Raw genomic sequence first — 13,321 nt, 5'->3', positions numbered from 1 at the left:
ACGGTTTATAGGCTTACTAGGGTCTATTGAACTTTCAAATGTGGTGCTGGCAGTCACTATTTTTTAGACAATATGCAGTGAAATTGTTGAAGCCTAGTCATTCTAGGTTAAACTATTTCGCCATATATTGGCAAAAAGAGTACTGCCCTGAAAGACTGATGCTAAAATTACCCCAACCGTTGTTGAAAACCTAGCTAAGGTCTCGACATTATCGTCGGTTTTCGCCTAGTTTGGTGTAACTTTAGCCATCAGCAGCCCTAATATTTGAATGTTCAATAGACCCTATAATATGGGAATTATCATAGCATAAACTCCAATCAAACCGTTATAGACGGTAGGGGTTTTTTATTGATAAAGCGTTGTATATATGTCGAATTCATAGTTTGAGAGCCAAATTCAAATAGCTATCTAATTGAACAACCTATCGGCAATAAATGCTTAAAATCATTGACTTTGTTGGTATTTTTATTAAAATACCTGCCCTTGCGCTAATGCGTGAGAATTGTCCTAGTTTGAGCTGATGCCTGTAATCTTGAGATATTACGGCTAAATACTAATACACAGCCAAACTAATGCCCTTATATCTCATCCTAATCGAGGAGTCTTCATGCCTGCAGTTAAGGTTAAAGAAAACGAACCAGTTGATATCGCTATCCGTCGTTTCAAACGTGCTTGTGAAAAAGCTGGTGTATTATCAGACGTACGTAAGCGTGAGTTTTATGAAAAACCAACGCAAGTACGTAAGCGTAAAAAGCTGCTGCCGTAAAGCGTTATAAGAAGAAGTTACAACGCGAAACTATTCGTACCACTCGTATGTACTAATCAGTAATCTGATTAGCTAAGTACAAGCGCTACACTAACGCCACTGTTATCAATCGATATCAGTGGCGTTTTTTATGCTACAATTTTTGTTATTACTGCTGACATAATTTTTTATTAAAACCACTATCAGCAGGTTTTGTTCTAAAATTTAACAAACGACATCTAGCGAATAGCATTTAACAGATCGATAAGGATAATAGCAGTGAGCCAACTTAAACAGACGTTATCAGACAATATCAAAGTTTCAATGAAAGCTCGTGAACTTGAGCGCGTCAAAGTACTGCGCAACGTACAGTCAGTAGTGAAACAAATCGAGATTGACCGTCAGACAGAACTTGATGATGCGCAAGTATTAGAAGTTTTGCAAAAACAGCTAAAGCAGCGTCAAGAGTCACTAACTATTTTTACAGAAAATGGCCGTGATGACTTGGCTACCAAGGAGCAGTTTGAAATTGATATTATCAACGAGTTTATGCCGCAGCAAATGAATCAAGACGAGATCATGGCATTGGTAAATGCTGAAATCGCTGAGCAAGGTGCTACGTCTATGCGTGATATGGGTAGCGTCATGGGTGTTTTGAAGAATAAAACAGCTGGCCGTGCTGATCCTGCTTTGATTTCTAAAATGGTTAAAGACGCGCTACAGGGCTAGCACTTGCTATTGATTGGCAGGCTAATCTGTACAAATAACCGCCTAAGGCTTAAAGTCTTCGGCGGTTATTATTGCTTTGAGTTCTGCATTAATATTAGCCAATAACGGACGCGCACTAGTAGATTGTTCCGTAGTTTGCAGATTTTCCGTCAACTGTTTGGCCTGTGTCAAAGAGGTCAGCGCACTCTCATAACGCCCATTCCATAGCTGATCATAACTGCGATAGCGCAATGCATTAATCGTCGCGATATTGGCTAACTGTGGTGATGTGGTGGTCTTAGCAAGTTTTTCATTGGCAAGTTGCAAGCTTTGCCATGCGTAACGGTCGCTTGGCTGCTGTTCTGTTAGTGGCTTCAACAACGCTTGGGCTTTTATCGGTTGATTACTGTTAGTCAGTGCTTCGGCCAGATAAAGACGTAAATCACGGCGCTCAGGATATAGGCGCTGCTGGCTCTCTAAGACATCTACGGTTTGTTGCCACTTACCTTGTTCACTCAATAACTGACTGTGCGTAATCGACAATAGAGGCTCTAAATTTTGACGCTGTGTGCTTGATAACGCATTTATCTCGGCCAATACCTTATTAGCATCTGTAAAGCGCTGCTGCTCTCCATACCAATGCATTAGCGCAAGTTTGGCCCCAAGACTGTTTTTGGCGGCCGTTGTCAACGTCACTTCAGACGCATGTTTACCAGTCACTTGCACACGCCAATACAACAAATCAAACAATGCTTGATGGCGCTGCTGCTGGCTCAATGAGAGCGCTGGATACTGCTGAGCGCGACTTTGTGACTCGCTCAACCGCTCATTACTCAGAGGATGTGAGCGTACAAAGCTCGGTAAGAATTGATTCTCAACTTGATTTAACTGACTCTGCTGATTCATCGTGGCAAAGAACCGTGGCATCGCCCGAGGATCATAACCTGCTTGGGTCATAATCTGCATCCCTACTCGGTCAGCCTCACGCTCGTTACTACGGCTAAACGCCATACTGCTATTCATAGAGGCTGTCTGACTGCCCATCATCACAGCCGCAGCGGCATCACCATCGACAGCTGAAGCAGCAATCGCGGCTAGCATACCGCCTAGCTGCATCAGCAAGGCTTTTTACGTTCGTCAGCGCTATGCTCGTAGTGCCGTTGACTGATATGCGCAACTTCATGCGCGACGACGCTTGCCAGCTCATCCATGCTACTAGCTGACAGGATCGTCCCAGTGTTGATACCGATTACGCCGCCAGGCGCTGCAAAGGCATTAATACTAGGGTTATCGATGATAACGACGCCAAGCGGTGCTTGCTGACGAGCTTGGGCATTGAGACGCCATGTCATGTCTTTTATCGTTTCTTGTACCCAAGGATCATGTTCCATTCTGACACGGCCATTGATATTCTGTAATGACCATTCACCAAGCATTTTGTTTTGATACTGCTCAGCAAAGCTCAGTCCTTGCCCGCGCAAATTTGGTAGATCTAGCGTTTGCGGATCTGTGACTTGCCACGAGCTATCAGCCAATGGCAGCGTTTGGCTCTCACGACTATGTGCAACGCTGGCCATGACTAGCAGCATCATTGATAGTCCTACCTTGATACCATTTGGCAAAGCTAAACTCATAAAATCACGTTTACCTTTTTGCTTAGACAGCATGAGTGGCAAGCCTACAGAGTTTTTGGCTACTAAAGAGTTATTACTGTCGGGTCGCTTCGTTCTATGAGCGTGGTACAAGTGCATATCCTATAAGATGATTGACGACGTCTTTTCGACTATACGAGCTTGTTTATCCAAGGTCAATTCTACAATGAACTTAACTACCAATAACTTAGCCACCCGTCACGATTGCGCAACATGGCTGTGTAATTATTCATTGGGCTATTATTTATGCAGTAAGTCTCAATCGTATAAATACTAATAGGCCAATTGCTAATCGGGCAACTCTTGGTTATATGGTTCTAGTGAACCGAACACAGCGTTGATTATATTCAACTGCAACTATACATTGTCTATTTGGTATAATAAGCAATAATGATAGTAGGTTTAGATGACTGTGATGACTGTTATAACGACCTCATAATTTATGATTGATGGATTATGTTCGTACTCAATATCAAAGCCTATCGCTGATAAAACAAATTAAAATATAGACATCTACAAGGTTTAAGTTATGCCCGCTGCTAGTGAATTAGTCATCAAACGTGTGTCGCACTCTATACAGTTATCAGCGAATTTGACTGATGCACAGCAGAATGACATTGCGAGTTTACTAGAACTGCTACCGACTGAAAGTCATAGCTCAGATAATGTAGCTATAGAGCAATCTGAACTAAATATAAAAAGCTTCGTTGATGGACGCGGTCTTGCATGCCCGATGCCATTGTTAAAAACGAAGGTCGCATTACGTGACGTAACAGTTGGCGAATCACTGTACGTGGTTGCAACCGACCCTAACTCGCAAGCTGATATCACAGCGTTTTGTAGACAAAGTCAGCAATCACAGTCGGCAAATTATTTAGAGCTAGTGGTCAATGAAGGTACTGACCACTCGTCAGTTGATGGCACATCATTACAGCGTTTCGCTACAATATATCACTTCATCATTACCAAAACTGATAGCAACTAAGCGCTGCTATCCTTTACAATTAAATCATAAAGATTTTTATCTGACTATTTGCTTAACTATTTAACCAAGGTCAAGAATATGGCTAATACTTCTACTGATGCTGTAAATACAAATAAAAAAGATGGCTCAGCTCCTATAAAAAACGATGCACGCGATGCGGCATTAAAGGCCGCTGCTCAGCGACCACCTTATGACGCGAGCGCATTGGGCAATACCAGTACGCGCGACTTAGTACCAGCTATGCCAACTCACCTGTCAGCGCCAGGGGTCAACTTGGGTGCGTATATCAATACTGTCCATCAAATCCCGATTTTGACGCCAGTACAAGAGCAAGAGCTGGCGCATCGCTATTATGATGAAGGTGATGTCGAAGCCGCTCGTCTACTGGTAATGTCGCATCTACGTTTTGTAATTCATATCGCACGTAGTTACTCGGGTTACGGATTGCCGCAAGCAGATTTAATCCAAGAAGGTAACTTAGGATTGATGAAAGCAGTTAAACGTTTTGACCCGAATAAAGGCGTACGTCTGGTGTCCTTTGCCGTACATTGGATCAAAGCTGAAATTCATGAGTTTGTGATTCGCAACTGGCGTATTGTGAAAGTTGCGACCACCAAGGCTCATCGTAAACTGTTCTTTAACTTGCGTAGCCTTAAGAAGACCAACAATCAGCTGACCTTAGAGGAAGCGGACGCTATTGCTAATGACTTAAATGTCACGCGCAAGCAAGTGTTAGAGATGGAGTCACGTCTGACTTCTTATGATGCTTCATTCGAGGCGCAGTCAAGCGACGATGATGATGGTCGCTATGCCCCTCAGCTATTTTTGGAAGATGGAATTGATCCAGCTGAGCAGCTAGAGGAAGCGGATTGGGAAGAGAACAACTCATCAGCACTCATCGCTGCGATGGGCACTTTAGATGATCGTTCGCGTGATATCGTCGAACAGCGTTGGTTATCTGAGCAAAAATCCACCTTGCATGAGTTAGCAGCAGTTTACTCTATCTCAGCTGAGCGAGTGCGTCAGATCGAGAAAAATGCTATGGACAAAATCCGTGATGCGATGACCATTGATAGTGTGATTTTGCCAGATGATATTCAGTAGCCTTAAGATGATACGAGCTGTTCAATGATAAATTGGATCGGTATTGCCGCAATTAATATGGCTATTGCTGTTGCTCTGGGCGCATTTGGTGCGCATGGTCTAGAAGGTCATGTCAGCATACAGCAGCTCGAGTGGTGGCATACGGCAACGCTGTATTTGTTCGTACATGCGCTAGGATTATTGCTTGTCGGTCTGCTAATTCGTTTAAAATATATTACTCAGACGACCGCTTGGTTACTACAAATTGGTATTATCATTTTTGCTGGTAGTTTGTATGCCATGACGCTTGGTGCACCGCGCTGGTTCGGTGCGATTACGCCTATTGGTGGCGTTCTCATGATTGCAGGTTGGCTATGGTTGGCCGTTTCCGCTTTTCGATTGAAGGACTCAGTTAACTGAGCTGTTCAATAGTTACTGTTATTTTTAGCTCTTTGCATTAGCTGCGACAAACTATCAGTAACAAAACAAAAGATACGTAGCGAATGAACAGGAATTTTAAAATATTAAGGAGTATTTAATATGAGCACCATTAGTGTCAATGGTAAAAGCTTGCAAACCACTCATCAGACTGTACAACTGGTTATCAATGAGCTTGGTCTTAGCCAAGGTCGTTACGCTGTAGAAGTAGACGGCGAGCTGATGCCAAAAAGCGAGCTTGCTCAACTACGTATTGTAGAAGGTATGAATATAGAAGTAGTACAAGCCGTCGGTGGTGGTTAATAATGTTTAGACAGATAAGCTTGAGCTGATAGCTAGTTCATTTTGGTTCTAAGTTCACTAGCACTAAAAAAGACCTCAACGTATTACACGTTAGAGGTCTTTTTTATGTCAATTACAAACTAATGCAGCAGCTATTTATAAATTTTTTATTCTCTTAGTCTACTTTCACTAGCTTGTAACGATAGTGTTCAAAGTTTTAAACTCGAACTATGCTGCTGGTACTGCTTCTGCAGGGGTTAGATCTTGGTAGCGACTATCGCGTCCTGCACCCTGAGTCTTTTTACGCTCTTGACGAGTTTTATACTTACGTACTTGTCTATCTAGCTTGTCTGCCATCTCGTTAATGGCTTTATACATATCATCTTCATACGCTTGGACAAACATTTCTTGACCTGAGACACGCATAATTGCTTCAGCTTTATGGCTCTTTTTACCGCCGTCGCTAGCACCGCTATTGTCTAACGATAAAATCACTTGAATACTTTGTATCTGATCAAAGTGACGCTCTACTTTTTCAAGCTTCTCGCGTACTGCTGTGTCCATAGCTTCGGTAACGCTGATATGATGACCACTGATAGAAACATTCATATTGTTGTCCTTTTATTTGTAACTTACAATCAACAGATGAGATAGCATTCTTGCTCTTATCATCCTGCCTTACCACTAACTACACCAATGCCTCTAGTAATGTGTCGACGTATCCTTTTATCGTCTCCTTTATTAGTTGTAAATAAATACTATAAACCGGCACTTGGTTTTCGTTGTTGGTATGACTCTAATTTGTCATGAAAATCGCCCAGTAGCAAGCCATTAAATTGTAATTAATTGTAACAATACCTATTATTTCTACTTGGTTTCTATATAATCAAAAAATTTTATTTTTTATATCTGGTTTACACTATACAGACAGGTAACCGTTAACCTTATAGAAAGATGAGCTTAGATAATTAGTATTTCTGTTTGCGCTGAGTAGACGAGCCAATATTCATTGCTTCACGATATTTGGCGACGGTTCTTCTGGCCATATCGATACCATCTGCTAACAGCTCATCTTTGATACGACTGTCTGATAATGGCTTTTTGGGATCTTCGTCAGCGATGAGCTTTTTAATCATGGCACTGATAGCGGTCGATGAGATATCTCCATCAGCACTACTTACGTGAGATGAGAAAAAGTGTTTCAAAGAAAACAACCCTTGCGGCGTCAAGATAGTTTTACTGGTAGTAAGGCGTGAGACCGTAGACTCATGCAAGTCAACTTCTTCAGCAATTGCCTTTAATATCAAGGGTTGCATGGCGGTTGCACCATGCTGCAGGAACTCTTGTTGATAGCGTACAATGCTAGTTGCTACTTTGAGTAGGTTTTGATTGCGCTCTTCGATACTACGAATAAACAGTCGAGCATCGGTAAGGTTTTCGCGCAGATATTGATTGTCAGGACTGTCATCGCCACGCTTGACTAAGTTGGCATATTCTTGGTTTACGCGTAGTTTTGGTAGGGTGTCTGGATTGAGACGTACATACCAGCCATCCTCTTCCGCCTGAAAGTTACTTGTCGCCTTATTGTTCCTAATAGGTGTAACCAACACATCTGGAATATCGTAGCTCTCAGGCGGCTGGGCATAGTCGGGCTGGCTAGATTGAAATAGCAGCCCTGGCGAAGCGTTTAAGGTACGTAGTAGCGTAATCGCAGGTGTAATATATTCTGGTGCAAGCCCTGTACATTCAGTGAGTGCTTTAATATTATTACTGACTAAATGCTCGCTCGCTGATAGCAGCGCCTGAGCTTCTTGTAGATATTCGGTGTGGGCATCTAGTTTGGATAGCTGAATCGATAAGCACTCGCTTAAATGACGCGCCCCACACCAGCTGGATCACAGGACTGGATAATACGTAATACCGTCAAGACCTCTTCTTTCTCAACGCGCTCATCCCATTGATAGAAACTTGCCATCGTATCAAAGCTCTGCAGCAGCTCATCTATATCAATTCGAATAAAGCCCATATCATCCATGGAGTCTATCAAATACTCTGCAATCAGCGTATCGGCCTCTGATAGACGCTTAAAGTTCAGCTGCCAGCGCACATGATCTTGAATGGTGGACGATGTACCGCCTTGGTAACTATCAAAATCTTCATCACCCCTACTATTGCCAGCGCCTGTTGCGGTAGAAGCATAGTTACCCGTGTCAAAGCTACCTATATCAAAGCTATCGGCATCAGAACTGCTGTAGCTATCTACATCTATTGCACTATCATCGATATTAGGCTGTTGTAATTTATCCAAACTATCACTGAAGCTATCGCTACTGTACTCTATACTGGTAGTAGGTACTGAGTCGAATGAGTCACTGCTACTTTGATTCCAGCTATCAAGCGTCAACGGCTCGCTCCACTCCTCTATTTCATCGTCACCACTGTCGTATTCGTCATCATTTTCGATACGTTCAAGTAATGGATTACTATCTAGCTTTGCCTGAACCTCTTGTGCAAGCTCAAGACTAGAGAGCTGCAGCAATTTTATGGCTTGCTGCATTTGCGGGGTTAGCTTTTGTGAGTTGCTCAGCGTGGTCGCCAATCCGAACGACATACTCATGGGCGGCTTATTGCACTCCGATCTTAGTGATATTGTGTTTATTCTGTCAGTAAAGGTAACGACATAAATCTTATCAGGACATGACGATAGCATTTTTTGCCACAATTTTGCTATGATAATTTATGTTTTGTCCAGATACGTTTGGTTTGCTATCGCTAGTAAACTAACATCTTGGCAAGGATGAGCAACCCATAAATACGAGCAGTCTGCTCATTACCGCGAAAATATTATAATAAATTACGGTGAATGACCAATACAGCTCACACCCAATAGGAATATTGTCATGAATTCAAATAACCATCAACTTAACGTCGCTGCTATTCAAATGAACAGTCAGCAGAATGTTGAGGATAATTTAGCAGATATCAAAGCCGCTATCACAGATGCACAAACTCAAGGGGCTGAGCTTGTTGTATTGCCTGAGAACTGCTGTAGTATGGGACAGCAATCTGCTACTGCCGAGCGTTTTGATGACTTATCAGCGACGATAGCAGACTACGCCCGCACCGCTGGTATCCATGTACTAGCAGGCTCGTTACCCTGCCATTATCGCCCTGATGGCAATGTCGTTCCTGATGGTAGATTGCGCCAAGTGAGCCAGCTGTTTGCACCAGATGGTACCCGTGTCGCACGCTACGACAAGATTCATCTGTTTACCGCAACTGTGGCCGATAAGCATGGCAGCTATAACGAAGCAGCAACCTTTGAACCGGGTACGCAGACCGTAATTGCGCCACTAGCAGTAGGCGATACAGTCTATCAACTCGGCATGATGGTATGTTTTGATTTGCGCTTCCCAGCATTGGCGCAGCGTCTGCGACAAGCAGGTGCCGAACTATTGAGTGCACCTTCTGCCTTTACTTACTTGACTGGACAATCGCACTGGTCGTTGTTGTTACGTGCTCGTGCTCTAGATAGTCAATGTATGGTCATTGGCGCAGCACAAGGTGGTAATCATCTTTATAAAGATGGTAGCACCCGTCAGACATGGGGACATGCAGCCATTACAGCGTTTGATAGTAGTGTTATCGCAAGCTATGACGATAGCGAACTGGATAAACAATATGCCGTCGTCATGGCGTCATTAGACAAACAAGCGCAAGAGCAAGGCCGTCAGAAACTGCCTATCTTTGATTGTCATCGTTTGGCGTAGATTAGTAAGTACGGTAAATTTCGTGCTTAATTGCTAGGGCAGTTCTTCATTTTGAGCATGAGTTGCTCGTGGATGCGCGCGATCATAAACCTGCGTTAATTTTGCAAAATCAACGTGGGTATAAATTTGCGTGGTGCTAATATCACTATGCCCGAGCATCTCTTGTACAGCACGCAAGTCACCACTGCCTGACAGCATATGTGATGCAAAACAATGACGCAGTAGATGTGGATACATGTTTTGTGCGATACCTGCGCGAGTAGCAGCAACTTTTAAGCGCTGTTGCACTGCCCGTGTTGATAATCTGGTGCCGAGCTTTTCACTGATGAACAATGCGCTATCCATCTGCTCTACCCATAGGTTACGATGCGGCAAGTATCGACTAATTGCTTCTGCAGCCTTTATCCCTAATGGTACTAGGCGTGTCTTATTGCCTTTACCCGTGACTCGTACCCGTAAATCAGATAAGTCTACATCTGCCATATCGAGTGCGACCAACTCTCCAACGCGCAAGCCACTACTATAGAGCAGCTCAAACATAGCTTTGTCACGTAACCATAAGCGCGCTTGCTCTGGTGTATCAGGCATTTCTTGATCGAGTAGCTGAGTCAGTAAATCGACATCAGCGATAGAAGGCAGCGGTCTAAGACTACGCTTAAGCTGATAGCCAGTGGTTGGGTTGATACGTGCTAGCGCTTCTTCAATCATCCAACCATAAAAATGCCGAATCGCAGACAACTCTTGCTGGACACTGGCAAGCGCCAACTTATCTTCATCAAGACGTTGACTGATGTGCTGGGCCAGTTGCCGTTTATCACAGCGTGTCCACGTTAGACGCTTCCCACGCAAAAATAACGCCAGTTGATTTAAACCAGCGAAATAAGCGGTCAGAGTATGCGGCGAATGGTTGCGCACAGACAATGTATTGAGCCAACGATGCACAGGTGCGAGTAGCTCTCGTAAGGCAGCGTCTGACTCTATATTGGCGGCCAGCTCAGTAGATAGCCAAGGTGCTGAGCTTGCCGCCTGACTTTCTTTATTGGTAGACATAACCATATTAGAACCATCCTTGGTATTTATACGATTGACCTAACAACAGTTATCAGCCTTCAGCATTGGGTTTAAGACCTGCTTGTGCCATCAGGCCATCTGGACTAAATACACCTTCATAAACGAAAGCGGTCGGACCCGTCATCGTAACCGAATAACCTGGCTGCCATTTGATAATCATGCTGCCACCGTAGAGCTGCGCGCGAACTTCCTCACCTTCATCGAGCCAACCCTCACGTATACCAACGGCTACTGCTGCACACGCGCCCGTACCACAAGCTTGGGTCTCACCCACACCGCGCTCGTACACACGTAGACGAATATGGCGCTGATTCATCACTTGCATAAAGCCCACATTGACGCGGTCTGGGAACGCAGGATGCGACTCAATTGCTTTGCCCAAAGTCTCAACCTCGGCATCGAGTACGTCATCGACTTTTATGACAGCGTGCGGGTTGCCCATATTGGCAACGTACAGTTGTACCGGAGTACCATTTACATCAAGATGATAGGTATTTTGGATTTTGGTCGTCGCTCTTGGGCTAAACGGAATCTCATCTGGCTCAAATTTAGGCTTACCCATATCGACATCTACCCAACCGTAACGATCAGTGGTCAGAGAAATAATACCGCTGGCCGTCTCAACGCGTAGACGCTGCTTAAATGACAGTTTACGTGCCTGCACAAAACGCGCAAAACAACGCGCGCCATTGCCGCACTGTTCGACTTCGGTACCATCAGTATTAAAAATACGATAACTGAAATCGACATCAGGACGCATGGGTGGCTCGACTACGAGCAGCTGGTCAAAACCAATGCCTAGGTGACGGTCGCCCAATAACTGCACCAAACCCTTGGTCAAATCTAAGCGCTGGGTCACTAAATCAATGACCATGAAATCATTACCCAACCCATGCATTTTAGTAAACTCTATTAGCATATCTTTGATGTCCTATCCTATTTTTATGTATGCCTTATATTAGCACGCTGTCAGATACAATCATAATTATCACCACTATCAAATACCAAGTTATATATATATCTCACAACTGACCTACTTACTTAGCATTGGGCACAAAAAAACCCACTGTTATCGTCATAGTGGGTTCTCTTTGATCAACAAAGCTATAATTAAAAAGCTATTTAATTAAAACAGCCATCGATGACCATATCAACATCAATTACCGCTGCTTATAGTACTATTCACCCTGCCACAGCGCTTCATCTGCATATAACGCTTCAATTGTTTCGCGCTTACGAATAAGCTGATGACTATCGCCAGACACCATCACTTCGCTAGCACGCGGGCGTGAGTTATAGTTACTACTCATGGTAAAGCCGTAAGCACCTGCGCCCGTAATGGTCAGTACATCGCCTGTGGCCAATGATAGTAGGCGGTCTTTTGCCAAGAAATCACCCGTCTCACAAATCGCGCCAACGATATCCCACGGCTGCGTACCATCCGTATCAATACCAGCACTAGGTAACACACTTGGAATCACCGCCATTTCAGCTTGATATAAAGCAGGACGAATCAAGTCATTCATCGCGGCATCAACGATCGCAAAGTTTTTATGCTCAGTCGGCTTGAGTACGTCAACTTGGGTCAATAGCACACCAGCATTAGCAACGATACTACGACCTGGCTCAAAGAACACAGTCAAGCCAAGCTCGCTAAGTTTTGGCAATAATGCTTGGGCAAACTCATCGATAGATACAGGCGTCTCATCAATATAGCGCACCCCTAAACCGCCGCCCAAATCAATATGCTGTAACTCAATGCCAGCATCACGCAGGCTATGTATCAGCTCAATCACTTTATCTAATGCTGCAACAAATGGCTCTACCTCTGTTAGCTGCGAGCCAATATGACAATCAATACCAACGATGTCGATATGTGATAAATCAGCTGCCTGCTGATAGACCGCTAGTGCGTCTTCGTGAGTGATGCCGAACTTGTTGTCTTTGAGACCTGTCGAGATATATGGATGGGTTTTGGCATCGACGTTAGGATTGACGCGTAACGAGATTGGCGCAGGCTTATCAAGTGACTTTGCCACGTCATTTATTAGGGTTAGCTCGCTGATAGATTCAACGTTAAAACAGCCAATACCTTGAGTCAGCGCATATTCGATATCACTGTACGTTTTGCCCACACCTGAGAATACCACACGTGATGCTGCGCCACCTGCCGCTAACACACGCATCAACTCACCGCGAGAGACAATATCAAACCCAGCGCCTGCCTGTGCCAAGACACCAAGCACGGCAAGGTTAGAGTTTGCTTTTACGGCATAGCATACCTGATGATTCAGACTGGCAAAGCTATCAGTATAAGCTTGATAAACGTCCAATATAGCCTGCTTTGAATACACGTAGCATGGGGTACCATATTGTTTTGCCAACTCATCGATACTGACCTGCTCCATATACAATGCATCGTCGCGATAGCTTAGCGCTGGCAAGTGAGCACTCAACGCTTTCGGGTCAACATATAGCCCTTGCTCAGTTTGGATAGTAACGGATTCGCCAGTAGCAGAATCGGCCAAGTCAGCAGGTAGTTCAGAATGACTCATATAAACATCTCTAATATAATCAGATTATCAAG

The 13,321-nt window shown here is 44.0% G+C and carries 12 protein-coding genes and 2 pseudogenes; 7 read left to right on the top strand and 7 right to left on the bottom strand.

Annotated elements, in window-relative coordinates:
- Positions 1 to 607 precede the first annotated feature (607 nt).
- A pseudogene (gene rpsU / locus ACOBWA_RS01460) lies at positions 608 to 822 on the top strand (30S ribosomal protein S21).
- Positions 823 to 1,024: 202 nt separating this feature from the next.
- Positions 1,025 to 1,474 carry a GatB/YqeY domain-containing protein gene (locus tag ACOBWA_RS01455; RefSeq protein ID WP_057758141.1) on the top strand — a complete coding sequence of 150 codons (450 nt, stop codon included), beginning with the start codon at positions 1,025 to 1,027 and terminating at the stop codon, positions 1,472 to 1,474.
- 42 nt (positions 1,475 to 1,516) lie between these two features.
- Here the strand turns inward: ACOBWA_RS01455 and ACOBWA_RS01450 are convergent, their stop codons facing one another.
- Both ACOBWA_RS01450 and ACOBWA_RS01445 read right to left on the bottom strand, forming a co-directional pair.
- Entirely contained in the window at positions 1,517 to 2,569 is a 1,053-nt protein-coding gene (locus ACOBWA_RS01450) for a M48 family metalloprotease (RefSeq protein ID WP_420230697.1), read from the bottom strand.
- A complete protein-coding gene (locus ACOBWA_RS01445; RefSeq protein ID WP_420230015.1) occupies positions 2,569 to 3,198 on the bottom strand; it encodes a M48 family metalloprotease in 630 nt (209 codons plus the stop codon). Before ACOBWA_RS01445 ends, ACOBWA_RS01450 begins: the two co-directional genes overlap by 1 nt.
- Positions 3,199 to 3,634: 436 nt before the next feature.
- Between ACOBWA_RS01445 and ACOBWA_RS01440 the strand changes: the two genes are divergently transcribed.
- The 4 genes from ACOBWA_RS01440 (at position 3,635) to thiS (ending at position 5,914) form a co-directional block, all read left to right on the top strand.
- Entirely contained in the window at positions 3,635 to 4,090 is a 456-nt protein-coding gene (locus tag ACOBWA_RS01440; protein WP_420230014.1) for a sulfurtransferase TusA family protein, read from the top strand.
- Between the two features lie 240 nt (positions 4,091 to 4,330).
- The gene (gene rpoH, locus ACOBWA_RS01435; RefSeq protein WP_197099889.1) at positions 4,331 to 5,194 is read left to right on the top strand and encodes an RNA polymerase sigma factor RpoH; all 864 of its coding nucleotides are present in this window, start codon (positions 4,331 to 4,333) and stop codon (positions 5,192 to 5,194) included.
- Positions 5,195 to 5,218: 24 nt separating this feature from the next.
- Entirely contained in the window at positions 5,219 to 5,593 is a 375-nt protein-coding gene (locus tag ACOBWA_RS01430) for a DUF423 domain-containing protein (protein ID WP_201578838.1), read from the top strand.
- A 120-nt stretch (positions 5,594 to 5,713) separates the two neighbouring features.
- Positions 5,714 to 5,914: a sulfur carrier protein ThiS gene (gene thiS / locus ACOBWA_RS01425; protein WP_057758131.1), complete on the top strand. Its 201-nt coding sequence runs from the start codon at positions 5,714 to 5,716 to the stop codon at positions 5,912 to 5,914.
- Positions 5,915 to 6,121: 207 nt separating this feature from the next.
- Here thiS and hpf read toward each other — a convergent pair whose 3' ends face one another.
- Both hpf and rpoN read right to left on the bottom strand, forming a co-directional pair.
- A complete protein-coding gene (gene hpf, locus ACOBWA_RS01420; protein ID WP_057758130.1) occupies positions 6,122 to 6,502 on the bottom strand; it encodes a ribosome hibernation-promoting factor, HPF/YfiA family in 381 nt (126 codons plus the stop codon).
- Positions 6,503 to 6,861: 359 nt separating this feature from the next.
- Positions 6,862 to 8,510: pseudogene (gene rpoN, locus ACOBWA_RS01415) on the bottom strand (RNA polymerase factor sigma-54).
- 283 nt (positions 8,511 to 8,793) lie between these two features.
- Between rpoN and ACOBWA_RS01410 the strand changes: the two are divergent.
- Positions 8,794 to 9,663 carry a nitrilase-related carbon-nitrogen hydrolase gene (locus tag ACOBWA_RS01410; RefSeq protein ID WP_420230013.1) on the top strand — a complete coding sequence of 290 codons (870 nt, stop codon included), beginning with the start codon at positions 8,794 to 8,796 and terminating at the stop codon, positions 9,661 to 9,663.
- Between the two features lie 33 nt (positions 9,664 to 9,696).
- Here ACOBWA_RS01410 and ACOBWA_RS01405 read toward each other — a convergent pair whose 3' ends face one another.
- From ACOBWA_RS01405 to lysA, 3 genes are all read right to left on the bottom strand, one after another.
- Positions 9,697 to 10,719 (bottom strand): tyrosine recombinase XerC, encoded by a 1,023-nt coding sequence (locus ACOBWA_RS01405; RefSeq protein WP_420230012.1) that lies wholly within the window; start codon positions 10,717 to 10,719, stop codon positions 9,697 to 9,699.
- Positions 10,720 to 10,765: 46 nt separating this feature from the next.
- Positions 10,766 to 11,653 carry a diaminopimelate epimerase gene (dapF, locus tag ACOBWA_RS01400; protein ID WP_101205107.1) on the bottom strand — a complete coding sequence of 296 codons (888 nt, stop codon included), beginning with the start codon at positions 11,651 to 11,653 and terminating at the stop codon, positions 10,766 to 10,768.
- Between the two features lie 259 nt (positions 11,654 to 11,912).
- Complete coding sequence (gene lysA, locus ACOBWA_RS01395) at positions 11,913 to 13,142, bottom strand: diaminopimelate decarboxylase (protein ID WP_420230696.1); 1,230 nt, start codon at positions 13,140 to 13,142, stop codon at positions 11,913 to 11,915.
- Positions 13,143 to 13,321 lie beyond the last annotated feature (179 nt).

Source organism: Psychrobacter sp. ER1, from assembly GCF_048631835.1.
GTDB lineage: Bacteria > Pseudomonadota > Gammaproteobacteria > Pseudomonadales > Moraxellaceae > Psychrobacter.
The sequence above is the reverse complement of the archived record's forward strand: the minus strand, read 5'-3'. Positions and strand labels throughout refer to the sequence as shown.